Source organism: Rhizorhabdus argentea, from assembly GCF_037861105.1.
Classification (GTDB): domain Bacteria; phylum Pseudomonadota; class Alphaproteobacteria; order Sphingomonadales; family Sphingomonadaceae; genus Rhizorhabdus; species Rhizorhabdus argentea.
This window is the reverse complement of record NZ_JBANFK010000023.1, coordinates 25,045-51,759: the sequence shown is the minus strand read 5'-3', so window position 1 is coordinate 51,759 and position 26,715 is coordinate 25,045. Positions and strand designations below refer to the sequence as shown.

At 63.9% G+C, this 26,715-nt stretch carries 27 protein-coding genes and 2 pseudogenes; 11 read left to right on the top strand and 18 right to left on the bottom strand.

From position 1 onward, the window contains the following. Positions 1 to 191 precede the first annotated feature (191 nt). Positions 192 to 959, bottom strand: a complete 768-nt coding sequence (locus tag AAC645_RS17170) for a DUF3800 domain-containing protein (RefSeq protein ID WP_340317779.1) — start codon at positions 957 to 959, stop codon at positions 192 to 194. 215 nt (positions 960 to 1,174) lie between these two features. Here AAC645_RS17170 and AAC645_RS17165 point away from each other — a divergent pair. Both AAC645_RS17165 and AAC645_RS17160 read left to right on the top strand, forming a co-directional pair. Then, a pseudogene (locus AAC645_RS17165) lies at positions 1,175 to 1,384 on the top strand (DUF4062 domain-containing protein); the annotation flags it as partial. Between the two features lie 933 nt (positions 1,385 to 2,317). After that, positions 2,318 to 2,503: pseudogene (locus AAC645_RS17160) on the top strand (GcrA family cell cycle regulator); the annotation flags it as partial. On the opposite strand, the gene AAC645_RS17155 reads toward AAC645_RS17160, so the two are convergent. Next, complete coding sequence (locus tag AAC645_RS17155; protein ID WP_340317777.1) at positions 2,462 to 2,776, bottom strand: hypothetical protein; 315 nt, start codon at positions 2,774 to 2,776, stop codon at positions 2,462 to 2,464. The pseudogene AAC645_RS17160 and the gene AAC645_RS17155 sit on opposite strands and share 42 nt — an antisense overlap. Continuing rightward, entirely contained in the window at positions 2,770 to 3,525 is a 756-nt protein-coding gene (locus AAC645_RS17150; RefSeq protein ID WP_340317776.1) for an HNH endonuclease, read from the bottom strand. Before AAC645_RS17150 ends, AAC645_RS17155 begins: the two co-directional genes overlap by 7 nt. Before the next feature lie 540 nt (positions 3,526 to 4,065). Here AAC645_RS17150 and AAC645_RS17145 point away from each other — a divergent pair. Both AAC645_RS17145 and AAC645_RS17140 read left to right on the top strand, forming a co-directional pair. Beyond that, positions 4,066 to 5,049, top strand: coding sequence for a CsgG/HfaB family protein (locus AAC645_RS17145; protein ID WP_340317774.1), 984 nt, complete (start codon positions 4,066 to 4,068; stop codon positions 5,047 to 5,049). A 228-nt stretch (positions 5,050 to 5,277) separates the two neighbouring features. After that, positions 5,278 to 6,228 (top strand): SDR family NAD(P)-dependent oxidoreductase, encoded by a 951-nt coding sequence (locus tag AAC645_RS17140; protein ID WP_340317773.1) that lies wholly within the window; start codon positions 5,278 to 5,280, stop codon positions 6,226 to 6,228. A gap of 106 nt (positions 6,229 to 6,334) precedes the next feature. On the opposite strand, the gene AAC645_RS17135 is transcribed toward AAC645_RS17140, so the two are convergent. Both AAC645_RS17135 and AAC645_RS17130 read right to left on the bottom strand, forming a co-directional pair. After that, positions 6,335 to 7,342, bottom strand: a complete 1,008-nt coding sequence (locus tag AAC645_RS17135; RefSeq protein ID WP_340317772.1) for an LLM class flavin-dependent oxidoreductase — start codon at positions 7,340 to 7,342, stop codon at positions 6,335 to 6,337. Positions 7,343 to 7,409: 67 nt separating this feature from the next. Beyond that, entirely contained in the window at positions 7,410 to 8,258 is an 849-nt protein-coding gene (locus AAC645_RS17130) for an isocitrate lyase/PEP mutase family protein (RefSeq protein WP_340317770.1), read from the bottom strand. A 285-nt stretch (positions 8,259 to 8,543) separates the two neighbouring features. On the opposite strand from AAC645_RS17130, the gene AAC645_RS17125 reads away from it, so the two are divergent. Then, positions 8,544 to 9,401, top strand: coding sequence for a TauD/TfdA dioxygenase family protein (locus AAC645_RS17125; RefSeq protein ID WP_340317769.1), 858 nt, complete (start codon positions 8,544 to 8,546; stop codon positions 9,399 to 9,401). Positions 9,402 to 9,493: 92 nt separating this feature from the next. Here the strand turns inward: AAC645_RS17125 and AAC645_RS17120 are convergent, their stop codons facing one another. Then, a complete protein-coding gene (locus tag AAC645_RS17120; protein WP_340317768.1) occupies positions 9,494 to 9,979 on the bottom strand; it encodes a glutathione peroxidase in 486 nt (161 codons plus the stop codon). 216 nt (positions 9,980 to 10,195) lie between these two features. Next, positions 10,196 to 10,720 (bottom strand): MarR family winged helix-turn-helix transcriptional regulator, encoded by a 525-nt coding sequence (locus AAC645_RS17115; protein ID WP_340317767.1) that lies wholly within the window; start codon positions 10,718 to 10,720, stop codon positions 10,196 to 10,198. A 67-nt stretch (positions 10,721 to 10,787) separates the two neighbouring features. Between AAC645_RS17115 and AAC645_RS17110 the strand changes: the two genes are divergently transcribed. After that, positions 10,788 to 11,669, top strand: coding sequence for a branched-chain amino acid aminotransferase (locus tag AAC645_RS17110; RefSeq protein ID WP_340317765.1), 882 nt, complete (start codon positions 10,788 to 10,790; stop codon positions 11,667 to 11,669). A gap of 122 nt (positions 11,670 to 11,791) precedes the next feature. Here the strand turns inward: AAC645_RS17110 and rarD are convergent, their stop codons facing one another. From rarD to AAC645_RS17060, 10 genes are all read right to left on the bottom strand, one after another. Then, positions 11,792 to 12,685: an EamA family transporter RarD gene (rarD, locus tag AAC645_RS17105; RefSeq protein WP_340317763.1), complete on the bottom strand. Its 894-nt coding sequence runs from the start codon at positions 12,683 to 12,685 to the stop codon at positions 11,792 to 11,794. Between the two features lie 35 nt (positions 12,686 to 12,720). Then, complete coding sequence (locus tag AAC645_RS17100; protein ID WP_422785854.1) at positions 12,721 to 13,479, bottom strand: sulfate/molybdate ABC transporter ATP-binding protein; 759 nt, start codon at positions 13,477 to 13,479, stop codon at positions 12,721 to 12,723. A gap of 4 nt (positions 13,480 to 13,483) precedes the next feature. Next, positions 13,484 to 14,326, bottom strand: coding sequence for a sulfate ABC transporter permease subunit CysW (cysW, locus tag AAC645_RS17095; protein WP_340317762.1), 843 nt, complete (start codon positions 14,324 to 14,326; stop codon positions 13,484 to 13,486). After that, the gene (gene cysT, locus AAC645_RS17090; RefSeq protein ID WP_340317761.1) at positions 14,323 to 15,165 is read right to left on the bottom strand and encodes a sulfate ABC transporter permease subunit CysT; all 843 of its coding nucleotides are present in this window, start codon (positions 15,163 to 15,165) and stop codon (positions 14,323 to 14,325) included. Before cysT ends, cysW begins: the two co-directional genes overlap by 4 nt. A 76-nt stretch (positions 15,166 to 15,241) precedes the next feature. Next, the gene (locus tag AAC645_RS17085) at positions 15,242 to 16,777 is read right to left on the bottom strand and encodes an OprO/OprP family phosphate-selective porin (RefSeq protein WP_340317760.1); all 1,536 of its coding nucleotides are present in this window, start codon (positions 16,775 to 16,777) and stop codon (positions 15,242 to 15,244) included. Between the two features lie 91 nt (positions 16,778 to 16,868). After that, positions 16,869 to 17,882, bottom strand: a complete 1,014-nt coding sequence (locus AAC645_RS17080; protein ID WP_340317758.1) for a sulfate ABC transporter substrate-binding protein — start codon at positions 17,880 to 17,882, stop codon at positions 16,869 to 16,871. A gap of 178 nt (positions 17,883 to 18,060) precedes the next feature. Next, positions 18,061 to 18,225 (bottom strand): DUF5818 domain-containing protein, encoded by a 165-nt coding sequence (locus tag AAC645_RS17075; RefSeq protein ID WP_340317790.1) that lies wholly within the window; start codon positions 18,223 to 18,225, stop codon positions 18,061 to 18,063. 29 nt (positions 18,226 to 18,254) lie between these two features. After that, positions 18,255 to 18,935 carry an orotidine-5'-phosphate decarboxylase gene (gene pyrF, locus AAC645_RS17070; RefSeq protein ID WP_340317756.1) on the bottom strand — a complete coding sequence of 227 codons (681 nt, stop codon included), beginning with the start codon at positions 18,933 to 18,935 and terminating at the stop codon, positions 18,255 to 18,257. Further along, positions 18,925 to 19,224: a LapA family protein gene (locus AAC645_RS17065; protein ID WP_340317755.1), complete on the bottom strand. Its 300-nt coding sequence runs from the start codon at positions 19,222 to 19,224 to the stop codon at positions 18,925 to 18,927. Before AAC645_RS17065 ends, pyrF begins: the two co-directional genes overlap by 11 nt. 122 nt (positions 19,225 to 19,346) lie before the next feature. Then, positions 19,347 to 21,719, bottom strand: coding sequence for a patatin-like protein (locus AAC645_RS17060; protein ID WP_340317754.1), 2,373 nt, complete (start codon positions 21,717 to 21,719; stop codon positions 19,347 to 19,349). Positions 21,720 to 21,903: 184 nt separating this feature from the next. Between AAC645_RS17060 and AAC645_RS17055 the strand changes: the two genes are divergently transcribed. The 5 genes from AAC645_RS17055 (at position 21,904) to AAC645_RS17035 (ending at position 26,027) form a co-directional block, all read left to right on the top strand. Further along, entirely contained in the window at positions 21,904 to 22,134 is a 231-nt protein-coding gene (locus AAC645_RS17055) for a hypothetical protein (RefSeq protein ID WP_340317753.1), read from the top strand. Positions 22,135 to 22,174: 40 nt separating this feature from the next. After that, positions 22,175 to 23,542, top strand: a complete 1,368-nt coding sequence (radA, locus tag AAC645_RS17050; protein ID WP_340317751.1) for a DNA repair protein RadA — start codon at positions 22,175 to 22,177, stop codon at positions 23,540 to 23,542. A 13-nt stretch (positions 23,543 to 23,555) separates the two neighbouring features. Beyond that, entirely contained in the window at positions 23,556 to 24,110 is a 555-nt protein-coding gene (locus AAC645_RS17045) for a CvpA family protein (RefSeq protein WP_340317789.1), read from the top strand. A 191-nt stretch (positions 24,111 to 24,301) separates the two neighbouring features. Then, entirely contained in the window at positions 24,302 to 25,390 is a 1,089-nt protein-coding gene (locus AAC645_RS17040) for a PA0069 family radical SAM protein (RefSeq protein ID WP_340317750.1), read from the top strand. A gap of 85 nt (positions 25,391 to 25,475) precedes the next feature. Continuing rightward, on the top strand, positions 25,476 to 26,027 hold the full coding sequence (locus tag AAC645_RS17035; RefSeq protein WP_340317748.1) for a hemerythrin domain-containing protein: 552 nt from the start codon (positions 25,476 to 25,478) through the stop codon (positions 26,025 to 26,027). Between the two features lie 103 nt (positions 26,028 to 26,130). On the opposite strand, the gene moaB is transcribed toward AAC645_RS17035, so the two are convergent. Further along, complete coding sequence (gene moaB / locus AAC645_RS17030; protein ID WP_340317746.1) at positions 26,131 to 26,658, bottom strand: molybdenum cofactor biosynthesis protein B; 528 nt, start codon at positions 26,656 to 26,658, stop codon at positions 26,131 to 26,133. Positions 26,659 to 26,715: the final 57 nt, after the last annotated feature.

Sequence of the window (26,715 nt, the reverse complement as noted above, 5' to 3'; positions counted from 1 at the left end):
GCGAGTCCTGGGTTATTATTCTCGACGCGTAGCGTCGGGTTTCGAACCAGCTTCAGGCGTGTGGGGGCCGTCGCGGCACCCTCCAGCTTGGCAAAGGGGTGTCGCCGATGGTCGGCAGTATCATTGTATCTTCTCCCGGGAGCACGCACTCGTGGGCGAACCAGCCCCGCCAAAACTGATGAGGCGTTCTATCACCTCTTGTCCAAGACCTTCCTGAAAGCCTCATCCGACAAACTGCGGTGATTCAGAATATCCTCGTCCATGAGGGCGCGGAAATCTGACAGATGCGTCTCGGTCAGGTCGAGGCACACATCTTTCGGCCGAATAAGAGCGCGGAAGTCCCTACGGGGCACCGATCGTTTGTCCTTGATGTATTTGCTCGCGTGCCATGCGAACATGTCAGCCGCTTGCGTAGGCGGTGAGCAGCATTTCTTCACGAAGGTGTGCGACAGGTAGTTCAGCCCATCTTCCGCGCCGCTATCCAGCGCGGCGAGATAGCTGACCACACTGTCAGCGTTGGCTTGATCCTTAAAACCCGCCTCCAAAAACAACGCGACCGGATCATTGAGGGACAGCTTCCGGTTTTGTGATTTCAAAACCTTCATGCAGCTCATGATGCAGAACGCGTACGCACTCGGTGCATTGTCATCGGTCTCCACGATGCGTTTATATTCTTCCAGCATCACTGAGACCGAAAAGCCGTATATCGCCCTCCGCTTGATATGCTCGATCAATCGCGAGTTGAAATCGATCCGCTCTTGGAGTGACATGGTTTTGAAAACGCCATTGCCGTGAGCGCTTTCAGACATATGGGCATACGGCACCTTTGCGGCGGTTAAAACTTTTGTCCACTCACGTGAAAACCGTCGAGCCTGATCGCTTCGAAAGACAAAGCCCGCCACCGTCATTATACGCCCGCTGTCGGCTACGCTCTCGTCCAGATAGACAGCCAAAACCATAACGATCCTGCCTCAAATAATTCCGGTAAATCCGGATCGATCCTTGTCCTTGAAGCGGCTACACACCGACTTCGTATCAGTAGGTTAAATGGGCCTACTTCAATTACGCCATGTCCCCCCTAACTCCCCATAACTCGTAGCGACTCATTCGCATTGTCCTACAGACAGAAAAACATTAGCGGTCTAACCCTCTTCGGAGCTAGGGGGCTCAAAAAATGGCGGCATTGCGGGTATTTGTCTCATCGACCTGCGTCGATCTGGGAGCTCATCGCGAACAGATCCGTGGGCTGCTCACTCGAATGGGTTACGAACCAGTGATGAGCGAGTTCGCGGACGTGCTCTATGATCCTCGGAAGCATACTCACACGAGTTGCATTCGCGAGGTCGCCAGCGCCGATATGGTGATTCTACTGATCGGCTCACGCTTCGGCGGCTCGGCTGTTCCGGAAGCTCTCGGAGAAATCGATGTAGCGAATATCGCTGCCACAGCATCTAAGGCACAGCTAGAAAATGAAGAGAATAAATACTCGATCACCCAGTTAGAAGCGTTAAACGCGATAAATCTCGGCATCCCACTTTTCACGTTTATTGACGCTAAGGTTTATGCAGATCATCATACATATATCCGTAATAAAGATTTCGATTTCATCGACAAGATCGAATTTCCATCAATTCAAAAACCAAACACTGCCAAATATATTTTTGATTTCATCTCCTTTATAACGCATATGTCTGCAAATAATGCTCTATTGCCCTATTCGAGCTTCGCTGACATCGAGTCTAATCTCGTTAAGCAATGGTCAGGCCTATTTCAAACCCTTCTTCGTGAGACACGAGAGAAGCAATCTGACAGGCGAAAGACAGATGCCATTCTAGAACAGATTGGTGATTTGAAAGTTGCGGTTCTCCAAACTATTGGAGGCGATGCGGCGCGCAACATTGCTCGGAGCGTCTTAAAATTTCGGCTGCTGTCGGACTTCTTATTGGCTATGAAGGCGTTTGCGCCCTCTTTGGAGATAGCGGATTACCGAGGCGACTTCGAGGACCTACTTTCCGAATTTGGTGTCGTTGAAACGATAGTAGAGGGTGGCGATCGGGGAGCTGTCCCACGAACCATAATGTTAAGGGAGGATGGAACGCTCCTGCAGGCCCGGGTCAGCAGTCGTCGTTTTGAGCACTTCTCCATGGAGTGGCGACAGTTCGCAGCTCTTGAACGAGACACGAAGATTGCCGTTTTAGACGGCGTCGAGGATGCTAGCGCTTATGGGCAGAGTGTAGTTCGGATTGCCGACCGACCTTTTGATGGAGACTCCGTATCGAGCGGGGATCTGTCAACACCCAACACCGTCCCGCTAGAAGTGCCTCCAGCCGCTTCGAGCTCTTGGTCGGATGAGCGATTGTCAACGCTACGGGCATTGTGGGCTGAGGGCAGAAATGCATCAGAAATTGCGGAGGTTTTGGGGGGAGTCAGCCGGAACGCAGTTATTGGAAAGGCGCACCGATTAGGGCTGGAGACACGGCCATCGCCGGGCAAAGCTGTTGAGAATGGAAATCGCTAAGGTCGTCACACAATGGCCCGGGGCAAGATACGTGCAACAGGGGCGGATCGCCTCGGGCTTGGTCGTCGGCGCGTAGCGGCAGACGATGGCGCCGTTGCGGTCGATCAGGAATTTGGTGAAGGTCCACTGGATGCCCTCGGTGCCGAGGATGCCGTTGGCGTTGCTCTTCAGCCAGACGTGGAGCGGATGGGCGCTGGCACCGTTGCTCTCAACCGGATTGAAAGACCATGGGCGGCGCCGGTGCCATAGGTTCAGCATTTAAAACAATGCTCGCGATGCCATCGGACGAATTGGGGATGCGGGCGATCTGCTTCCCGAGGTGGCATCAATATGCGACCGCTGGCATTGATAACGGAGCGAATACTGTCGGGGTCATTTGCCTGGCGGGAGACCATGATCCCCATGTCGTCATCCAGTCCGATCAGGCCGCGATCGAACATCCAATGGGCTGTGCCGGAAAGAGCAAGGCCGTTGCTGACGATGTCGGGGCCATTCGCCTCCACCGGGCGAATGTGAGCGGCTTCGACCTCGGCCCTCCCGCCGCCATTGATGAGCTTCAATCCGGTAATGGCACAACGTTCATCATAGGCGCGCAGAATGACCCGCCGGAAGACGCGATCGCGCACAATGCGAGACACAATCGCGGATACACGCTCCCGTGCTTCGTCGAAAATGAAGGGTGCGCGCTCCTCGCCGACGTAGTGGTCGACGGCGGCAAAATCGGTTCGCGGCAGCAAGGGATCTTTATCGGCGAGAGCTGCGTCGATGATGCAGTTGAAGTCGCTCGCGGACAGCCCGCGAACGGCCGCCTGCGCGCGCCCCGAAATCTTCCCAGCTTCATTGAGCACGCCGCGCTCGATCGGGCCATTTTCACTGGTGAAGGGAACAGGCGTTGCGAAGTCGAGATAGGTGCCCGGTTCGATCAGCGCGAGGTACATTCCGGGCGCCGAGGGATCGGCAATGATGCGATCGACCTTGGCGACAGCGTAATAGCCCTTCGTGCCCACGACTTTGCGCGGTTCATAATAGACGATCCAGTCGCCGGCGCACGTCCTCGCACGCTCGAGATATTGTTTGGGAAACTGGTATCTCTCCGCCGGAGTGTCGTCGTAGATCGAATCGGATCGGTGGATGAAGACGCCAAAAGCCATAGCGGCTGATATCATGCTGACGGGATTGTCGGGGGTGTAATTGTTGGTCGCGCAATTGCGGGGGCGCGGTGGCACTGCGCGGCAGCGGGGCGTCCTTCGAGACGGGTCTTCGACAGCGCAGCGGCTCCTCGGGAACGTTGCGTAACACTCCGCAAAGGGGGATCGACCCCCTTTGCTCCGTCACCCACTCTTCCCCTCCCTTGAAAGGGAGGGGAAGAGTGGGATGGCCTTCTCAAGCGGCCTCTGTCGCCCGGCGGTCGGCCGCGCCGCCCTGCCTCTATCGAGGTGCTCCTTAATCGCCCGGCCGATGCCTCGATAGCATGGTAGACTGGGCCGATGACGCGGTTCCATCTTCCGACGCGGCATCCTGGACGCAAGACATAGGGGAAGGCAGCAATGGGCAAGCATCGACCCAGCACCGCAACCGCCCTGATCATGATGTCGACCCTGATGGCCGCGCCGACGGCGGCGCAGCGGCTGGCCAAGCCCTCCGGGACGCAGAAGACCCAGGAGGCGACCATGGCCGATGTGCCGCGATGCTCGCGCAAGCTGGGCACGGTCTCGGTGATGGACGGCGACGATCCTTCGGGCTGGACGCAATTCCAATTGAGCGGTCCGCAAAAGCTGATCAAGGTGCTGGTGCAGCGGTCCGGCTGTTTCAACCTGGTCGATCGCGGCTCGGGATTGAGCGCTGCGCAGCGCGAGCGGAATATCGGTGGCGGGCTGGGGCTGCAACGCGGCTCCAATGTCGGGCAGGGCCAGATCAAGGCCGCCGACTATGTGCTCATCGCCGAAGTCCAGGCTTCGAACCGCAACTCGGGCGGCGGCGGCGTGGCGGGCGGGATCGGCGGGCTGATCGGCGGCCGCACCTTCGGCGGACTGCTGGGCGGGATCGGCAGCCGAAAAATGGAAGCCAACACCGTCCTGTCGCTGACCAATGTCCGCACCACCGAGACCATCGCCACCGTCGACGGCTATGCCGCCAAGAACAGCCTTACCTTCGGAGCAGGCGGGGGCGGTTTCTTTGGCGGCGGCGCGGCGGGACTGGTCGGCGGCGGCTATGACAATACCGACATCGGCCGGATCGTGACGCTGGCGTTCATCCAGGCCTATAGCAAGATGGTCACCGAACTGGGCCTGGTCCAGCCGGGCGCCGTCGGCACCGCCGAGGCGGCGCCGGCCAAGACGTTCACCACCCAGGGGGCGGTCGCGATGCGGGCTGCCGCAAGCGCCTCCGCCAAGGTCGTGCGGACGCTGCCGGCCGGCTCCGTGGTCTATCCGACGGGCACCAAAAACGGGCTGTGGTGGGAAGTGGCGGACGAAAACGACAATGTCGGCTGGGTGATAAACACCAGACTCGCTCCGTCGATGGCGAATTAGTCCTTCGAGACGCCGCTTCGACAAGCTCGGCGGCTCCCCAGGTGGAGCGGGGTGGGTTGCATCGGATGCCGCACGCCTCATCCCATGAGGCCGCCCTCACCGCCTTACGCCCGCCCCCTTCTTGGTGCGGCTGGCAATTGCGCCATCGATCGTACAGTGTAGCCGACGGTGGCCGCGCCCGGACCCCGCAGTGGCAATGATGACGAACGACAAGAGGAAGCGAGAGAGATGAACCAGATAATCGAGAAGGATCTGACGACCGACGACGTGCTCGGCACCATGGACCTTAGCGGCAAGCGCGTGCTCGTCACGGGTGCGGGCGGCGGGCTGGGGCTGGAGACATGCCGGGCGCTGGCGGTGCGCGGGGCGCAGGTCGTCGGGGCCGTGCGCGACCTGGAGAAGGGGCGCGCTGCGATCGCGGGTCTTTCGGGTGCTTCCGGCGGCGTGGAACTGGTCGAACTGGACCTGGCTTCGCTGCAGAGCGTGCGGCAGTGCGCCGATGCCCTGCTCGCGGCGGGCAAGCCGTTCGACGTCATCATCTGCAACGCAGGGGTGATGGCCGCGCCCAAGGGCGTGACCAAGGACGGCTTCGAAACCCAGTTCGGCGTCAACCATCTCGGCCATTTCCTGCTGGTCAATCTCCTGCTGCCGCTGCTGCGTTCGGGCTCGCGCGTGGTCATGCTGTCGTCGATGGCGCACCGCGTGGCCGACATCGACCTCGACGATCCCAATTTCGAGCACAGGGCCTATGACAAATGGGTGTCCTATGGCGGCGCGAAGACCGCCAACGTCCTGTTCACCGTCGAACTGGACAAGCGCCTGCGCGGGCGCGGCGTGCGGGTGGCCGCCGTCCATCCCGGCGTGATCACCGATACATCGCTCAAGCGCCACTTGAGCACGGAGGATTTTGCCGCGTTCACGACTGAGGATGCCGAGCCGGATTTCCACATGCGCAACAAATCCATCCCCGAAGGCGCCGCCACCACCGTGTGGTGTGCGTTCGCCGCCCCCGCCGACGAGATCGGAGGGCGCTATAACCAGGACTGCCGGACGTCCGACGTCAATGATTCGACGGCGGTCTCCGGTGCCGGGCCACGCGCCTATGCGGTCGATCCGAGCCGCGCAGCCGCGCTGTGGAAGGTAAGCGAGAAGATGGTCGGGCAGAGTTTCGACTTTTAGGGTGCCGCCGGGGGAAGACGCTTTCCTTTAGAGTGAAGCGTCGCCCCGGCCATCCGGAGCGCCTGCCTTGCAGGCCGTCGAAGGGCCGGGGCGACGAGCGGCGATGTCAGGCGACCACCGCGTCATCGGCCTGAAGCTGCGGGATGATCTCGCTGGCGATGAGCTCAAGGCTTTCCCACGACACTTCGGGATCAAGTCCCGCAAGCAGCGGGGCCAGGATGACGGACCGCCCCAGGTCGCGCTGCTTTCGGAGCAGCGCCAGGCCATCTTCGGGCGTGAGCACCTGATAGCCGCCTGATGCCCACAGATCATCGGCATTCTCGGCATGTTTGAAATTGCTCGTCTGGCCCAGCTTCGCGGCATATGCGGCATAAGCGTTGGTCTCGTGGAGCGCGTGCGGCGCGATCCTGGCCCAGGCGGCATCGGGATCCCGGGAGATATGGATATGGCGGGGGCCGGTGACGTCGACGATCCGACCGGGTTCCTTGCCGAGTTCGGCACAGGCGTCCCTATAGGCCTGAATCAGTTCGGGCTTGTTCACCATCGGATAATAGCCATCGCCCAGTTCGGCTGCGCGGCGCGCGGTCGCCTTCAGGCTGCCCCCGATCCACAGCCTCGGCCCGCCTCGCTGCACCGGGGGCGGCGTAACGTGGACGGTACGCCCGTCATAGTCGAACGTCTCGCCGGTAAACGCGCGCTTGAGCACCTTGAGCTTGGCGTCGATGAGCTGTGCCCGGTCCTTGAGATCGATGCCGAACATCGCGAATTCTTCTGGAACATAGCCGAGGCCGATGGTGACATCGAGCCGGCCATTGCTGATGACGTCCAGGATCGCGCAATCCTCGGCAATGCGGACCGGATCGTGCAGCGGAAGGAGGATCGCCGACGGCTGGATCCGGAGGTTCGACGTGCGGCTGGCCATCGCCGCGCCCAGCATCAGTGGCGAAGGGTTGTAATTATCCTCGCTGCAATGATGCTCGGGAAGCTGGATCGTATGGAAGCCCTGTTTGTCGGCCCACTCCACCTGTTCGAGCGCCACGGCGGCGAGCGTCGTCGACTTGATGCCGACCCAAGACGGGTTCCGAAGGTCATAACGCAGCCAGATCTCGAGCATCTCTCGCCTTCCTGAAGGTCATCGATAATCTTATCGAATGGTCGCGCCCGCGTCCCCGGATGTCAGGTCAGGCGAGGCTGCTCCAGTAATCCGAACGCATCGCGTCGTTGACGAGTTTCCAGGTCGCGCCGCCGTGCGTCCGCGTCGAATCCGACCGGTGATCGCGCAATTCGATCATCGCATCATGGATCGCGCGGCCGGCGGCCCAGACGGAGAGCACCGGATACATCAGATATTTGACGCCAAGTTCCCGTACGCGGTCGACATTGGCTGCGTCCTTGGCGTCGGTAGGAACAAACATATGCGCAAGCGGCGTCGCGGTGACGGCGGTGACCCGCGGGATCTCCTCGATGTCGAGAAAGGGGACGAGGATCAGGTCGGCGCCGGCTTCACCATAAGCGGCGACCCGATCGCAAGCGTCCTCCAGGGTTGATGCATCCCGGGCGTCACAGCGCGCGATGATGATCAGATCGCCGTCCCTGCGCGCATCGGCTGCGGCCTTGATATTGTCGACCATCCGATCGACGGGCAGCAGGCGCTTTTTGCGGCCCGGCAGATATTTACCGACCGACAGGTCCAGATCCTCCATCTGGATGCCGCCGATCCCGGCCTGTTCCACCAGCTGAACGTTGCGCGCGATCTGGAGCGTCGTGCCGCCGCCATCGTCGATATCGCACATCGCGGGCAGGCCCGAACATTCGACCAGGGGGCGGTACGCCTCCACCAGCTGGGCCACCGGGACGATGCCGGCGTCCGGCATGCCAAAGGCCGACGCGGTAATGGCGTAGCTGCCGAGGAAAATGCTTTCAAATCCCGCAAGCCGCGCCATCTGCGCGCTAAGGGCGTCGTGAACGCCGGGCACGATCAGCATCTCCGGCCGTTCGAGTAGCTGCCGCATGGCCCTTGCACCGTTCATATCATCCTCCGCCGCACCATCAACGTCGTTCGTTCGCACCGGGCACGCAGTTCTAACAGTCGTTGTAATAATCGCGTGGCGCCGGCTTGTCCAGAGCAGGCCGCGACATCGATCGCCCGCCACCGGCCCGTCGCGGACGGAGAATTACGAACCTGGAAGTGCAGGGCCGCATTGACTTTTTCTAACGCACAATTCAATATTGGCCGCTAGATAGCGAGGCAGAGCCTCCCCCGGATAGTGAGGCCGAGCCTCCCGCAGATATCATCAAGCATAGTGGGACAGGATATGACGGATCAACTGGAATGGCGGCATATTGAACCCTTTGGCGCCGAAGTAATCGGCATCGACCTTTCCCAGACGCCGCCGCAAGTGATCATCAACCGACTTCGCCAGCTTTACGACCAGCATCATCTGCTGGTCTTTCGCGGCCAGAAGCTCAGCCTGGAGCAGCAGCGCAGCGCGGCCAGCTGGTTCGGAAAACTTTATCCCCCGGTCGAGGGGGTCAACTACATATCGAACACCCGCAAGGACGGATTTCTCGGGAATCTCGAGCTCAAATTTCACTCCGACCTGGCGCATTGCGAATATCCGATCGAGAGCGTGATGCTTCTGGGTGTCGAACTCGACGAAGGCAATACATCGACCAAGTTCGTCAGTTCCATAAAGGCCTGGGCCGATCTGCCGGCCGATCTCAAGACGGCGGTCGAGAATCGGCGAGCGGTGCAGTGCTTTGCCTACGGCCCCAACGACGGCATTTACGGCTTCGACGAAAGGCTGCCGCACTGGTCGCACCGGATCGCCCGTCCGCATCCCAGGACAGGCGAACTCTGCCTGTATGTGATGCCGGAATCGACTCGCGTCATCGAAGACGTGTCCGAAGACGAGGGCAGGCCTCTGCTGGAAGCCCTGTATGAGCATATCGCCCGTCCGGAAGCGATATATGAGCATATCTGGCATGTCGGAGACGTCGTGCTGTGGGACAATCTGGCTTGCCAGCATGCTCGCGGCGCGCTCAATCCCGACGTGCCCCGGACGATGCAGCGCGCGACGCTGGGCCCGCTGACCTTCAGGCAGCAATATCCGTCGCTCACTCCGGAGGCGCAGGAGGTCGTGTTTGGAAGGCTTGGCGCAGAACCGGGATGAGCCGGGCCGCTGCGCCCAACGCGGGCTCGACGGCGAATTCGATCCATGGGTGCCATGGACAAGCCGCCTGTCGGCAAGAGCCCCCGTCGGCCTTACGCCCCCAGCAATTCCTCGATATCCCCCCGGATCGCCTCGGGCTTGGTGGTCGGCGCGTAGCGGCAGACGATGCCGCCGTTGCGGTCGATCAGGAATTTGGTGAAGTTCCACTTGATGCCCTCGGTGCCGAGGATGCCCTTGGCGTGGCTCTTCAGCCAGGCGTAGAGCGGGTGGGCGTTGGCGCCGTTGACCTCGATCTTGGCGAACATCGGGAACTTCACGTCATAGGTGAGCCGGCAGAAGCTCTCGATCTCCGCCGCGTCGCCGGGCTCCTGGCTGCCGAACTGGTTGCAGGGGAAGCCCAGGACGACGAGGCCCTTGTCCGCCATCTGCTCGTACAGGGTTTCGAGCCCCTCATATTGGGGGGTGAAGCCGCATTTGCTGGCGGTGTTGACGATCAGCAGCACCTTGCCGCGGTAGCGGTCGAGCGGCACCGGGCTGCCGTCGATGCCTGTCGCCGAGAAATCGTAGATCGCGGTCATGGGTGGTGCTGCTCCTGTGGCTGCCTTGTTCTTTAGGGGCAGGACGGGCCTGCTGCCTATGCAAAAATGGTGCTTTCCTCGGTGCTCGTCATCCCGGACGTGATCCGGGATCCCGCTGCTTCTCGTCTGGTGCGTGAGGCCGATTGGTAGGGGACGGAAGCGGGATCCCGGATCAAGTCCGGGATGACATGTGGGGTGGGCGTAGGGCCCGCTGCGTCAGCCCGGCTTGCCCGGCTGCGTCATGCGGGGCTTTTCCTCGGCAGGGACGAGGCCTTCGAGGACGGCCCAGAAGCCTGTCACCGCGTTCTGGCCGGCCTGCGCATAGGCGGTCGAGAGGCGTTCGCGCAGGGCCTCGAACAGGCTGCTTTCGAGCGCGGCGCCGGCTTCTGTGACGCGCAGCAGGCGCTGGCGGCGGTCCTCGCGGCCGGTGCGCGTCTCGATAAGGCCGCGTTCGGTGAGCTCGTTGAGCACGCGGCCGAGCGACTGCTTGGTGATCGCCAGGATGCGCAGCAGATCGCTGACGGTAATGTCCGGATTGCGGGCGATGAAATAGAGCGAGCGATGGTGCGCGCGGCCGAGGCCCTGTTTGGCCAGCCCCTCGTCGATGCCGCGATAGAGGTGGCTATAGCCGAAATAGAGCAGCTCGATGCCGCGGCGGATCTCCGGCTCGCGCAGGAACAGCGGCGATGCGGTGCGAAATGAATCCGGGCGCAACGGGTCAGGAGAATTTTGGACAGCCATGTTGACGTAATTTGCCATCATCGATAAGCGAACGCAACGCAAGAATCATGTCCGGGATGCAGGAAATATGGCTGAGGAACCGACCTTCGACGATCGCGACGGCTTCATCTGGCTCGACGGCAAGCTGGTCCCGTGGCGCAACGCCAACGTCCATATCCTCACCCATGCGCTGCATTACGCCTCTTCGGTGTTCGAGGGCGTCCGCGCCTATGACGGCAATATCTTCGAGTTGAGCTGGCACAGCCGCCGGCTGCGCGAGAGCGCAGCGATGCTGGGCTTCGATCTGCCCTGGTCGGTCGACCAGATCGACGCCGCCTGCATCGAGACGATGAAGGCCAACAACCTGACCGACGCCTATGTGCGCCCGGTGGCGTGGCGCGGCTCCGAGCAGATGGGCGTGTCGGCGCAGCGGACCAAGCCGCACATGGCGATCGCCTGCTGGTATTGGGGGCAATATCTCAATCCCGGCGCTGGCGGGCTGAGGCTCGACATCGCGCCGTGGCGGCGGCCGGCCCCGTTCACGGCGCCGGTGCAGGCCAAGGCCGCCGGCCTGTACATGATCGCGACGATGTCCAAGCACCATGCCGAGGCGCGCGGTTTCCAGGATGCGCTGATGTTTGACTATCGCGGGCAGGTGGCCGAGGCGACCGGCGCGAACGCCTTCTTCATCCGCGACGGCGTGATCCACACGCCGAGCCCCGACTGTTTCCTGAACGGCATTACCCGCCAGACGGTGATCAAGCTGGCCCGGCGGCGCGGCATCGAGGTGGTCGAGCGGGCGATCTGGCCCGAGGAGCTGGAGAGCTTTGAGCAGTTCTTCCTGACCGGTTCGGCGGCGGAGATCGTGCCGGTCGGTTCGGCCGGGCCGTGGAACTTCGAAGTGGGCGACCTGACCCGGCAGCTGCAGAAGGATTATGGCGAGCTGGTGCGGGGCAAGCTGGCGCTGTGAGGGCCTGAGCCTGTCTCGTCATCCTCGCGAAAGCGGGGATCCAGGGAATGGGAACGCATAGGACCGAACGCTCCGCCGTCCATGGATTCCCGCTTTCGCGGGAATGACGGTGGATGTGGCTATTATTCCGGGACGAGTGGCGTCACCCGGCCGCGGCGCCATGTCGCCGCTGCATAGATGACCAGCCCCAGCCAGATCATCGAGAAGGTGACCATGTGTATTGGCAGCAGCGGCTCGCCGAACACCTGCACCGCGATCACAAGCTGGATCGTCGGCCCGATATATTGCAGCAGGCCGAGATCGGAATAGCGGATGCGCTGCGCTGCGCCGTTGAACAGCAGCAGCGGCGCGGTGGTCATCACGCCGCCGAACATCAGCAGCCACAGCGAAGGTCCTGTGCCTGGCGGCACGGATGGGCTGCCATGCAGCAGCAGCCAGCCGAGCGCGAAGGGCGCAAGGATGACGGTTTCGATCAGCAGCCCCTCGACCGCGCCGATGCCGATCATCTTCCTCACCAGGCCGTACAAGCCGAAGCTCAGCGCCAGCGCGAGCGGGATGACGGGCAGCGCGTGCTGTTCGATCGCCAGCAGGGCGACGCCGGTCGCCGCCAACCCGATGGCCGCCAGCTCCGCGCGCCCCAGTCGCTCGCGCAGGATGGCGACGCCGAGGAGCACATTGACGAGCGGATTGATGAAATAGCCGAGGCTCGCCTGGAGCGCGCGACCCGCATCGATCGCATAGATAAAGAGCAGCCAGTTGGCGCCGATCAGTATCGTGGAGGCAAGCAGCGCCAGCAGGACTCGCGGCCGCCGGATCGCGTCGCGGGCCGCTGCACCGCGCTTGAACAGGATCGTGATCACCGCCAGCAGCAGCAACGACCAGAGCACCCGATGCGCCATGATATAGAGCGGCGGCAGCGGCGCGAGCGCCCGCAGATAGAGCGACAGCAGTCCCCAGAGCGTATAGGCGCCCACGCCCATCAGCACTCCGAGCCGCGTATAGGAAAGGCCTGACATCCACGCCGCCTATTGCGGCGGCGTGACAAAAGCAATCAGCCGTGGACGACCGCGAGCGAAGGCTTTTCGTCGATTTCGTCGCGGACGAAGTCGCGGACGAACTCGTTGGCCGGGGCGCGCTCGATCTCGGCGGGCGTCGCGAACTGCTCGATCTTGCCGAGGTTGAGGATCGCGACCCGATCGGCGAGCGCGAACGCCTCCTCGCGATCATGGGTGACGAAGATAGAGGTTATGCCCAGCCGGTCATGGATCTGCCGGAGCGCCTTGCGCAGCTCGCGGCGCACCTTGGCGTCGAGCGCGCCGAACGGCTCGTCGAGCAGCAGGATGCGGGGGTTGCGCGCGAGCGCCCGCGCGAGCGCGACGCGCTGGCGCTGGCCGCCCGAAAGCTGCGTGGGATAGCGGCCGCCGAGCCCGGGAAGCTGGACGAGTTCGAGAAGCTCGTCGATTCGCGCCGCGATCTCGGCCTTGGGCGGGCGCGCCCTGCGCGGCAGAACGTCGAGCCCGAAGGCGATGTTCTTGGCCACCGTCATGTGGCGGAACAGCGCATATTGCTGGAAGACGAAGCCGATGCCGCGATTCTGCACGGGCATGTCGGTGACTTCCTCGCCGCCGAAGGAAATCGTGCCCTGCTCGGCATATTCGAGGCCGGCGATGATGCGCAGCAGCGTCGTCTTGCCCGAGCCGGACGGGCCGAGCAGCGCCACGAACTCGCCCTCCGGAAGGTCGAGCGAGACGCCGTCGAGCGCCGGATACTGGCCGAAACGGCGGGCGATATTGTCGATCGTGATCGTCATAGGATCAATGTCCCGAAGCAGCTAGGGCATCATGGTGACGCCATTCCAGGTAGGTCTTGAGCGTAAGCGTTACCAGTGCGAGCAGTGCAAGCAGCGCCGCGACGGCAAAGGCGGCGACGAAATTATACTCGTTATACAACACTTCGACGTGAAGTGGCATGGTGTTGGTCTCGCCGCGGATATGCCCCGACACGACCGATACCGCGCCGAACTCGCCCATCGCGCGCGCATTGGTGAGCAGCACGCCATAGAGCAGGCCCCAGCGGATGTTCGGCAGGGTGACGCGGGTGAAGGTCTGCCAGCCATTGGCGCCGAGCGACAGCGCCGCTTCCTCCTCCGCACGCCCCTGCGCAATCATCAGCGGCACCAGCTCGCGCGTGACGAACGGGAAGGTGATGAAGATCGTCGCCAGGATGATGCCGGGCGTCGCGAAGATGATGTGGATGTCGTACCTGTCGAGCAGCGGGCCGAGCCAGCCATGCGCGCCGTAGAGCAGCACATAGATGAGCCCCGCCACGACCGGCGACACCGAGAAGGGCAGGTCGATCAGGGTGAGCAGGAACTCCTTGCCGCGGAAATCATGCTTGGCGATCAGCCAGGCCGAGGAGATGCCGAAGATCAGGTTGCACGGCACGGAGATCACCGCGACCAGCAGGGTCAGCCGGATCGCCGCCAGCGCATCGGGTTCGACGATCGCAGCCTCGGCGGCTTCCCAACCATTGGCAAGCGCCTCGACGAACACCGCGGCGAGCGGCAGCAGCAGCATGATGCCGACATAGGCGACGGCGATGCCGAGCAGCACGAGGATTACGGGGCGGGGCGCCTGGAGGGGGTCACGGCGCCTCATAATCCAGCCTTCCGACGATTATATTCCTGGACGCGGTTGATGACCAACAGCATCGAGAAGGAGATGAGCAGCATCACCACGGCGATCGCGGCGGCGCCCTCATAATCATATTGCTCGAGCTGGGTGATGATAAGCAGCGGCGAGATCTCGGAGATCATCGGCATGTTGCCGGCGATGAAGATGACCGAGCCATATTCGCCGACCCCGCGCGCGAAGGCTAGCGCGGTGCCGGTGACGAGCGCCGGCATGATCTCGGGCAGGACCACGCGGGCGAAGATCTGGATGCGGTGGGCGCCGAGCGTCAGCGCGGCCTCCTCTATATCGCGGCCAAGGTCGGCCAGCACCGGCTCGACGGTGCGAACCACGAAAGGCAGGCCGATGAACGTCATCGCGACGACGATGCCCTGCGGCTGGTAGGCGACCGCGATGCCAAGCCTGGCGAGCGGTTCGCCCAGCCAGCCGGTATCGGCGTAGATCGCGGTCAGGGCGATGCCGGCGACCGCGGTGGGCAGCGCGAAGGGCAGATCGATGACGGCGCTGAGCAGCTGCCGGCCGGGAAATCTGTAGCGCACCAGCACCCAGGCGATCAGCAGCCCGAATATCGCGTTGACCAGCGCGGCGATTGCGGCCGCGCCGAAGGTGACGCGGTAGCTCGCCAGCGCCCGTTCGGAAAAGGCGACTTGGATGAAATGACCGAATCCCTGCCCCATCGATCGGATGAAAACGGCGCTCAGCGGAATAAGCACGATGAGGCTGAGCCAGGTGATGGTCAGCCCCATGGTAAGGGAAAATCCCGGTAATATCCGCATCGCCGGGCGTCCCGTCGCCCTGCTCGTCATACCTTGCCCGCCTTTATATTGGATATACGACACAGGGGCCGGACGTGGCCCGGCCCCTGACATCGTGGCAGATCGATCAGAAATCAACCTGAAGCCTCGTTCCGATTACATCGCCCTTGGCGGTGGTGTTCGGACCATTGAGGCTGTTAGCCGGAATTGTCGGGAAAACCAGCGGTGAATTCTGGCCCTTGAAGCGGATATAGTTGGCGACGAACTTCACGTTCGGATTGAGGTACCAGTTGAGGCCCAGCGTCCAGGTCTCGCCCTTCCGCTTCACCGCGCGTCCGGCGATGCTCTGGAAGCCGGCATCGGTCAGGTCGAGCGTGTCATAGCGTGCCAGAAGCTCGACGGCACCCCAGCCGCCGCCCGGCGCGAAGTCGTTGAACGGCTTCAACCGATCGACCACGCCATTCTTGAAGCTGCGCGATTCGCCGGTGAGGAACACGCTGCCGAACACATAGAAGCCATCGACATCCACGGTCGGCGCCGCGCCGAAGCGGTCGACGCTCAGATGATTATACTCGCCCTGGACCGAGAAGGGACCGAACACGGCGGCGCTTTCGAGACCCCAATAGGTGGCATTGCGCGCGCCGGTCGGAATGCCGCCGGACGGTGCGGTGCCGTTGATGTTGATCGAGACGAGGCGGCCACCGTCGACGCGGCTGCCCGGGCGATCGCCGAGGCCCGAGATGGTGTGCGCGGCGATGCTGGCAACCTTGAAGCCGGAGGCACCGACATGGAGGAGCCTGCCGGTGTCGAGGATCGGGTCCCAGGTAACGCGGGCGTTGACGCCATAGGTTTCGTCCGGAGTAGATTCGTTGCGCTGTACCGCCTCACCGCTGCCGAACAGCCCGATCGTCGCGTTGAGCTTGTCGGTCTGGTAGGCCGCGGTCACGCCGACGCGCCGCTCGGCGCCCACCTGCCCGAACGCCGCATTGGCCATGCCGCGCTCGAGGAAGCTGTTGAAGGCGTCCGAGGTGTTGGCTTCGAGGCCGAACGGCGCCTTCTGCTGGCCGACGGTGAACACCCAGTTCTTGATGCCGCCATAGCTGACATAGGCGTCGAGCAGGTTGACGCTGTTCTTCACGAACTCGGCTTCGATGCGGTATTTGAAATTCTTGTAGAAGGTGCCGTCGAAGCCGAAGCGGCCGCGGCGGATGTCGGTGCCGCTGTTGTAATCGTAGCGGCCGGCGCCACGGCGGTTATAGGCGGCATAGTCGATCTGGAAGGTGCCGCGCGGCTTGAAGGTGAAATTGCCGCCGACATCGGCGAAGGTCGGGGCCGGCCCGGCCTGGACGGCGCGTGCGGCGCGAACCTCGACCTTCTCGACGCGGGTCTGGGTGGCGCTGGCTTCGTCCTCGAGCTGCTTGTTGCGCGCCTCGAGCTGCTGCACCTTGGCTTCGAGCGCGTTGAGGCGGTCGAGCACGGCATCGCCGGTCTTTGCGACCGTCGCCGCCGCCGGAGCATCTTCGGACGGAATCACCGTGTCGATGGTGTTGGCGTTATCGGGGAAAGCCTCTACCTGGTCGGGGATGGGGGCAGCTTCCTGTGCGAGAAGCGGCGCAGGCAGAATGGCCAGGCAGGCAACGCCTGCCAGCAGAAGATGGCGCATGGGGGACTCCCTGAGGTCTTGGTTTAAGCACTGCCTGAAGCGGGGAGAGCGAGGTGGTCGCCCGCTCCCCCCGCCCCGGGGGAACCGAAGCTTATTTCTTGGCGTCTTCGAGGATCTGGTCGAACAGGCCGCCATCGTTGAAGTGGACCGCCTGGGCCTTCGCCCATCCCCCGAAATTCTTGATCGTGAACAGCGCGACGTTGGGGAACTGCCCCTTGTACTGGGCTGCTACCTGCGGGTTGCGCGGGCGGTAATAGTTCTTGGCGATGATCTGCTGCGCGGCCGGCGTGTAGAGGAAGCGCAGATAGGCTTCGGCCGCCTTGCGCGTTCCCTTCTTGTCGACATTCGCATCGACCAGCGCGACCGGTGGCTCGGCCAGGATCGAGACCGAGGGCACGACGATGTCGAACTTGCCCTTGCCGAGCTGGTTGACCGCGAGGAACGCCTCATTCTCCCAGGCGAGCAGGACGTCGCCCTGGCCGCGCTGGACGAAGGTGGTGGTCGAGCCGCGAGCGCCGCTGTCGAGCACCGGCACGTTGCGGAACAGCTTGACCAGATAGTCGCGCGCGCCGGCGACGCTGCCGGTCTTGCGCTGGGCATAGCCCCAGGCGGCGAGATAATTCCAGCGGGCGCCGCCGCTGGTCTTCGGATTGGGGGTGATGACCTTGACGCCCGGCTTCACCAGATCGTCCCAGTCGCGGATGTTCTTCGGGTTGCCCTTGCGGACAAGGAAGACGATCGTCGAATAATAGGGTGCGCTGGCGTTGGGCAGGCGGGACTGCCAGTTGGCCGGCAGCAGCTTGCCCCGCGACGAGATTTCGTCGATGTCATAGGCAAGCGCGAGCGTCACGACGTCCGCGGGGAGCCCGTCGATCACCGAGCGCGCCTGCTTGCCGGAGCCGCCATGGCTCTGCCGAATCGTCACATCCTGGCCGGTCTGGGCCTTCCAGCTCCTGGCGAAGGCCGCATTGACCGCGACATAGAGCTCGCGGGTCGGATCATAGGACACGTTGAGCAGCTGGACCGGTGCCGCCTGGACAACCGTAGCGGGCACCGCCGCGAGCGCAGCCGCCAAGGCCGTGAAGATGGTGAGATGTTTCTTCATTATCTTCCCCTGTTTGTCTGCGACGATAGTTATCTCTACCCTGATGAAAGAGAAGAAAGAAAATCTATCGTTTCGGTAGATAAGGCTTTGCCGAGGGCCCCAGCCTAGGCCAACGCGGGCTTCTCCGTCGCGTTCCATGAGTTTTACTGCTTATTTGCCGAGGATCTCTCAACCCTCTTCAGGCAGGCTGCACGCCGTCCACGGCGACATGATCGCGGCCGATCATCACGCCGATCAGCCGCACGCGCTTTTCGACCAGGTCGACCGGCGTCCGGTGCAGCTCGAGCCTATAATAGCCGCCCTGGTCGCGCTTGAGGACGAAGCCGCTGCCCTCGCGCTGCAGCAGCCCCGTCTCATCGACCGGGCCGCCGTTCAGAGCGTCGCCTCGATCGAGCGGGCGGCATGATCGGGATCGGCCGCGTCGGTGATCGGCCGGCCGATCACCAGGATCGATGCACCCTGGTCGAGCGCCTGGCGCGGCGTCATCACCCGCTTCTGGTCGGCGAGGCCGTTGCCATCGGCAGGGCGAATCCCGGGCACCACGAAGAAGCCCTGGGGCCATAATTTCTTGGCGGCCCTCACCTCGTTGCCTGAGCAGACGACGCCATCGAGCCCGGCCTCCCTGGCGAGCATCGTCAGGCGCTGGACCTGGGCGTGGCTGTCGTCGGGGACGCCGATCGAATCCAGGTCGCCATCGTCGAGGCTGGTCAGCACCGTGACGGCGACGACCTTTGTCCCCACCGGCGCGGCCGCCTTGGCGTCCTCCATCATCGCCAGCCCGCCCGCCGCGTGGACGGTGAGGATGGCGGGCTGCAGGCCGTTCAGGGCCTGTACCGCCTTGGCGACCGTGTTCGGGATGTCGTGGAGCTTGAGGTCGAGGAAGATCGGCAGATCGAGCGTGGCCATCTCGCGGACGCCGGCCTGGCCGTGCGCCGAAAAGAATTCGAGGCCCAGCTTGATGCCGCCGACATGATGATGGACGCGCGCGGCGATCTCCTTCGCGCGGGCGATGTCGGGCGTGTCGATCGCCACATAGATCGGACTACGCTTCAAAACTGGGCCCCGTCGGTTGCGGAGCGGGCTCGGTTGCCGGCGCGCTGGCCAGCAGCGCGTTGCGCTCGAGATTGTCGATCCTGCGCTTGAGACGCCACAGCTTGGTGCGGTGAACGGCGTAGGTCGGAAGGAAGCCGATCGCCATGCCGATCACCATCAGCATCGGCAGCTTGATGTCGGCGGTCAGCCCGGCCCACAGATTGACGGGCACCGGCGTCCAGTTTCGCAGCGAGAATATCACCGCGACCACGGCCAGGATCACCCAGAACAAGGTCTTCAGGAAATGCATGGCGCCGCTTGTCCTCCAGCGACGAAGCGTGGTCAAGACGCCTCGAACGGGAAGGGCAAGCGGGGAAGGCGCGGCTACGATCCGTGGCGCTATTTTCCACTTTCACGTCGTCATCCCGATTTTCATAGGGATGACGAAGCGGGGACCGTCCAGTCCCCTTGCCCCGGAAGGGGGCGCAACTGTCCGATTTCCTGATCGATCGCGGCGATCAGCTCGGGTATGGCTGCCAGCCGTCCCCGCTCTTCATCGAGGATCGCGCGAAACAGCGTCTGCTTTATGGCGGCGATATCCTCGTCCGGGATCGTCTCGCCCGGCGGGATCGCCGATATGACGATATCGATCATCCGTTCGGCCCCATGCAGGCGGCCCCACAGATAGTCGTTTTCGCGATAGGCGCGGCTGAAAAAGGCCCCGAAAAGGTTGAACTCTATCCCTTTGAGGGTGGCGGCGGCGCCGCCCTTGCGGATCGAGCTGGCGTCATCCGGGGAAATGCGGTCGACCTGGATCGCATGGAACTCCTGGGTACCCTGCAGCCGGATCAGCGACAGGGTCGCCAGATCGTAGAAGCTGAAGCCGAGATAGCCGAGCAGAAGTGCCCGGCGGTCGGCCTTGGCGAGGCGGGGCAGAACGGCGGCGATCGCCCGATCGGTATCGGTATCCAGCGCCTCGAGGTTGCGCGTTGCGGCGATGCTGGCGATGGCGGTGGCAGGATCGTCGGCGAAATGCTGCGCGGCGGCCACCACCGGCGGGGCATAATGATCGCGCATCTGCAGATCGAGAAATGGTGCGAGCGAGCGGTAGATCGCATCGCGCGCCGCCTGCAGGGCGGGCTCGGTGCTGCCGCCCTTGCCGGCTTCGATTTCGGTCAGGCGGTCGGCGAGGAAACGCAGGCGGCGGATGCGGAAGTCGAGATCATGCCGGCGGAGGAAGGCGAGCAGTGCGCTGCTGGTTCCACCGTTCCCCAGCGCCTCCGGTCCCTCGAAGCCCTGCGCGCGCATCAGCGCGGAAACGCCGCTGCGGATCGCGTGACGCGCGGTGGCATCCTCGGCGCCGGCAAGCAGGGCTATCGTCGAAGTCAGCTCGTCGGCGATGATCGTCAACTTGAGCTGGCCATAGCCGGCATAGGTGAAGCCGGCACGGCGGGCGGCATGCTCGTGGGCGCGGGCGCGCCATCCGCCGATCCGTTCGGGGCTCGGCCGGTAGAGCAGGATCTGCCGCTCCATGGCGCCTTCGACGGCGGCATCGACCTCGGGCCGGATTGCCTCGATGATCCGCCGCGTCTGCGCGATGCGGATAGAGCGCTGCTCGATCAGCTCGAGATTGTCCCGGATCGGCTGCTCGCGCGGTATGGTCGACATCGCTCCGAAGATCGTGGCGAAGAATCCCGGCAGGCGGACCTTGCCGTCGCGATGACGTTCGGGAGGGTCCTGTATGTTGGCGGTCGGATCGAGATACACGAAGCGCCGGTCGACCTCGCGCCGGGCGGGGCGGTTGCGGAGCGCCTCGATCGCCGGCCGAAAGGGCGCATTGGCGAGCACCGAGCCATCGATCAGCACCAGGTCCTCCGGGCTGCCGCTGGCCGCGGCATTGGGAAAGATCCGGTCGAGGAAGGTTTCGCGCCCCGGCCAGTCGCGGCCGCGGCTCTTCAGCACGCCATCGAGTTCGGCGACGTTGAACGGCGGGAACGCGCCAGGGAAGCTCGCGGTGGCGCGCGCGGCGAAGGCCAGCTCGGCCGGATCGGCCAAGTGGCGCATGCCCACGCCGCGATCGACGAAGCCGATCGTCAGCCGGTGCTCGCGCTCCTCGGCCATCGCCGGGCTGTGCAGCCGCAGCCGCTGATTATAGCCATGAAAGTCGGTGACGGTGACCGACACGTCGAGCGGCTGGCGCTCCGGCAGGAGCGGCAGACCGGCGGGTCCCGCGGCCATCGCGTCGAAGGCGTCAAGGATGAGATTGGTGAAGGTGACGCCGCCAAACGGCGGATGGAACCAGCGCGCGCGGACGAAGCCGGACAGTTTGCGGCGCACCTCGGCGCGGGTGCCGATGGCGACGGTCCGCTCGACCGTTCCGCCGCGCCGGCGCGCCAGCATCCAGGCGAAGGGCAGCGCCCATAATTTCGAGAAGCGCGACAGCGGGCGGGCGTCGGGATCGAGCAGCACCTCGACATCGGCGCGGTCCAGCCACAGGGTCGTGAGCGGTTCGAGCGATCGTCCGGTCGAGATCGCATGGCCGAGGAACAGGCCGTTCATGCCGCCGGCGCTGGCGCCCGCGATCACATCGATCAGCACCCGCAGCTTCACGCCCTTGTCGGCCTCGATCCGTTCGAGCAGCGCTCGATAGATCGCCTCGCTGCCCTGGCTTTCGGGAGCGCCATCGTGAAAGGCGCGACTGGCGAGGGCGAGCCGCCACAGCTCCTTGGTGATCCCGTGCATGTAGACGGCAAGGCTGACCCCGCCGTAGCAGACCAGCGCGAGCCGCAGTTCCTTCTCCCGCATCCTCGTGGCTTAGCGCCTGTTGCGGATCACAGCCAGCCGCAATCCTTCAGCATCCTGCGGCGTTCCTGCTCGCTGGCGCGGGACCAGATGCGCCGGTTTTCGACTGTCTGGGCACTGTCGACGCGGGCCGGCCGCGACGTAAGTAGCTGCGCGAGCCTGGCCCGGCTGCTTTCAGGGCAATGGGATGAACGCGAAGCTACAGTCCCAGGCGCTGGATGCGCCGCTTTCACTTCGTCATCCCGATGAAAATCGGGACCCATATGCGCTGAAAGAGAGGGAAGAATTGCCGACCTGTCAGCGCATAGCCTTCTTGGTTACGGGTATGGGTCCCGATTTTCATCGGGATGACGAAGTGGGGATCGTCCGCGCGCTTCACCTGATTGCTCCGGGCTGCTTGTCATGGCACAAAGCTTGATGTACTCCTTTTGTTCGAAGAATCAAGACCAGGGTGGATCATGGCCAAACCGCAGAAGCGCTATGTTTGTCAGGCATGCGGCAGTGTCGCGACGCGCTGGCAGGGGCAGTGCGCCGATTGCGCCGAGTGGAACACGATGATCGAGGAAGCCTCGAACGTCACGATATTCTCGGCCAAGCACAATTTGCGCACCGGCGGGCAGGCAATAGCGATGGTCGGGCTCGACGCCGATATCCCGCTGCCGAAGCGCTGGTCGAGCGGGATCGCCGAGTTCGATCGCGCGATGGGCGGCGGCTTCGTGCCGGGCTCGGCGACGCTGATCGGCGGCGATCCGGGGATCGGCAAGTCGACCCTGCTGCTCCAGGCGGCGGCGCGGATGGCGCTGGCGGGGCAGAGCGTCGCCTATATCTCGGGGGAGGAGGCGGCCGACCAGGTGCGGCTGCGGGCGCGGCGGCTGGGCCTGGGGATGGCGCCGGTGCAACTGGCCTCGGCGACGTCGGTGCGCGATATCCTCACCACGCTCGAAAAGGCCGCGCCGGCGCTGCTGGTGATCGATTCGATCCAGACGATGCACAGCGATCTGATCGAGGGCGCGCCGGGCACGGTCAGCCAGGTCCGCGCCTCGGCGCAGGAACTGATCCGTTTTGCCAAGGATCGCGGCACCGCGGTGGTCCTGGTCGGGCATGTCACCAAGGACGGCGCGATCGCGGGGCCGCGGGTGCTCGAGCATATGGTCGATACCGTGCTGAGCTTCGAGGGCGAGCGCAGCCACCAATATCGCATCCTGCGCGCGGTGAAGAACCGCTTCGGCGGCACCGACGAGATCGGGGTGTTCGCGATGGCGGAGGAGGGGCTGGACGAGGTCGCCAATCCGAGCGCGCTGTTCTTGACCGCCCGCGGCGAGGGGATGAGCGGGGCGACCGTGTTCCCGGCGATCGAGGGGACGCGGCCGGTGCTGGTCGAGATCCAGGCGCTGACCGTGCGGCTGCAGAGCGGGGCCACGCCGCGGCGGGCCGTGGTCGGCTGGGATTCGGGGCGGCTGGCGATGATCCTCGCGGTCTTGGAGGCGCGCTGCGGGCTGAGCTTCTCCACCGCCGAAGTCTATCTGAACGTCGCCGGCGGCTATCGCATCTCCGACCCGGCCGGGGACGTGGCGGTGGCGGCGGCGCTGGTCTCCGCGCTGGCCGAACGTCCGGTGCCGACCGACTGCATCGCGTTCGGCGAGGTCGCGCTGTCGGGCGAGATCCGGCCGGTGGCGCACGCCGGCCTGAGGCTCAAGGAAGCGGCCAAGCTGGGCTTCGGTTCGGCGTGGGCACCGGGCAGCAAGGATGAAAAGCAGGCCGGAATTCGGCTGGCGAGCTTCACGACGCTCGGCGCGCTCGTTGACCATATCCTCGGGCGGCGGTAGCAAGCTGCCGCATATGCATGGCTTGACCGGTCTCGATATCATTGTGCTGCTGGCGATCTTCGGCGGCGCCATATTCGGCCTGATCCGGGGGTTCATCACCGAGATCATCTCGCTGTTCGCCTGGGTCGCGGCGATTTTCGCGCTCAAGCTGTTCCATGGTCCCGCCACCGGGCTGCTGCTGCATGTCGTCGGTAATGCCAGCGGCGCGAGCGTGCTCGCCTTCGCGCTGGTGTTCCTGATCGTCTATGCCGGCGGCAAGCTGATCGCCGGCTCGCTCGGCCGCCGCACCCGGACCTCGGTGCTCGGGCCGCTCGACCGCGTGCTCGGCTTCGGCTTCGGCGCGCTGAAAGGGCTGATCATCGTCACGCTGGGCTATCTGCTGATCAACCTCGGCTATGACACGCTCTACGGCGCGACCTCGGAGCGGCCGGGCTGGATGCGAAGTTCGCGCACCCACCCGCTGTTGAATGCGACCGGCCGGGCGATCGTCGACTGGGTGGGCAACCGCCGCAAGGCGGGCGGGCTGATCGGCAGCGAGCCGGCAAACAAGGCGGCTGCCGCGAAGTAGTGGGGTAGGACGGCTGCAGGAGTAGTCATCCCGATGAAAATCGCGACCCATATACGCAACGAATAAGCTAATGTGCTGACAGGTCGGCATTCATGGCTCTCTTTCGGCGCCTGTGGGTCCCGATTTTCATCGGGATGACGAAGTGGCGCTCGACCGTTGCGCTTCTTTTTGTTCTCTGTATGTTCTAACTCATGCCCGACTCGCCGCCTCCCTTACCGCCAGCGATCAAGGGGCGGGGCGCGACCAATGCCGCGCTGAGCGGGCGCTTTGACGACAAGGCGCGTGAGAGCGACGGCGACTGGCTCGATGGGCGCGACGCCATCGACGGCGAGGGGCCGCCGCTGCGTACCGAGGTGACGATCGAGCATCCCCGGACGATCATCACCCGCAACCAGTCGCCCGATATCGCCTTCGACCGCTCGATAAACGCCTATCGCGGCTGCGAGCATGGCTGCATCTACTGTTTCGCGCGCCCGAGCCATGCCTATCATAATCTGTCGCCCGGCCTGGATTTCGAGACGAAGCTGTTCGCCAAGCCCGATGCGGCGCTGCTGCTGCGCAAGGAGCTGGCGAAGCGCGGCTATCGCTGCACGCCGATGGCGATGGGCACCAACACCGATCCCTATCAGCCGATCGAGGCGCGCTTCGCGATCACCCGATCGGTGATCGAAGTGCTGGCCGAGCATGATCATCCGCTGATCATCACCACAAAATCGGCGCCGATCGTGCGCGATATCGACCTGCTCGGGCCGATGGCGGCGAAGGGCCTCGCCGCGGTGATGATGTCGGTGACGACGCTCGATCCGGCCATAGCCCGGCGGATGGAACCGCGCGCCTCCGCACCCCACCAGCGGATCGCCGCGATCAGGGCGCTGACACAGGCCGGCATATGGACGTCGATCAGCGTGTCGCCGGTGGTGCCGGCGATCACCGATCACGAGATCGAGGCGATCGTTGCGGCCGGCGCGGAGGCCGGGGCCCGCGGCGCCTTCTCGCTGGTGGTGCGGCTGCCGCATGAGGTGGCGCCGTTGTTCCGCGAGTGGCTCGCGGTCCATTATCCCGATCGCGCCGCCAAGGTGATGGCGCTGATCAGCGAGATGCGCGGCGGGCGCGACAATGACCCGAACTTCTTCGATCGGTTCAGGCCGAAGGGCGCCTATGCCGCCGCGCTCAAGACCCGCTTCAAGATCGCCTGTGCGCGGCATGGCCTCAATAGCGAGCGGCTGGAGCTGCGCACCGACCTGTTCCGCGTGCCTACGGACCAGCTAAGCTTGCTGTAACTGGTTGTTTCACCTGCGTTTCCGCAACCCGGCGGGGGTGTGCTTCGTTCTGACCGCCAAATCCCATGACATCAGGAGAGCAGCCATGTTGGAGGAAAAGACCACTCGTAGTTTCGCGTTCGGAGCCGCCGCCGGCCTGACGGCCGGGCTTGCCGCCAATGCCGTTCGCAAGATCTTCATCCAGGCGCCGACGATGATGGCAGGGGAATGGGACCATGCCCTTGCCGCCGAGCATAAGGCCGCGCTGGGGATCTTCGATATGCTCGAGAAGACCGAGGACAGCCATAAGGTCCGCCGCTCGCTGCTGCTTACCCAGCTCACCCATGCGCTGACCAAGCATGCGCTGGAGGAGGAGAATGCGGTCTACACGACGCTCCGCGTCCACAGCCAGGTCGAGGAGGCCGATCATCTCAACAGCGACCACGGCTATGTGAAGCAATATCTGTTCGAACTGGGCAGCATGGCCGCGGATCACCCGCAATTCCTGCCCAAGCTGCGGGATTTCCGGACGATGATCGAAGAGCATATGCGCGAGGAGGAGGAAAAGGTCTTCCCGAAGCTGCGCAGCCTGCTGAGCGAGGAGGAGAACGCGAAGCTGACCAAGGCGATGAACGTCGAAGGGCTGAAGATCGCGTAATTTGTTGACCCTCAAGCGCCAGGCGGCGGCATCCACCGCCTTGGCTCTCGCGGGGATACCGCGGCGCGTGTTCGCGCTTGCAGACCGCTAACGCGGCCCGGGCTCAGCGCTCCATCAGCCTCGGCATCAGCTCGACGAAATTGCAGGGCATGTGGCGGCTGTCGAGCTGGTGGACGAGGATGTCGTCCCAGCCGTCCTTCACCGCGCCGGTCGAACCCGGAAGCGCGAAGATATAGGTGCCGCGGGCGACGCAGGCGGTGGCGCGGGACTGGATCGTCGAGGTGCCGATCTTGGCGTAGCTGAGCCAGCGGAACAGCTCGCCGAAACCGGGGATCTCCTTGTCCCATACCTGGCGCAGCGCCTCCGGGGTGACGTCGCGTCCGGTGACGCCGGTGCCGCCGGTGGTGATGACGCAATCGACCTGCGGGTCGTCGATCCAGCCGTGCAACCGGGCGACTATCAACTCGACCTCGTCGCGAACGATGGCGCGGTCGGCGAGGATATGCCCCGCAGTCTCGATCCGGGCGACGAGCGTGTCGCCCGAGCGGTCCTGGCTGAGATCGCGGCTGTCGGACACCGTGAGCACCGCGATGCGGACGGGATGAAAGGGCAGGTCGTCTTTGATCGGCATTTGCGGGTTCTCTGTCGCCCCAGCGAAGGCTGGGGTCCATGTCTGTCATGGCACGAG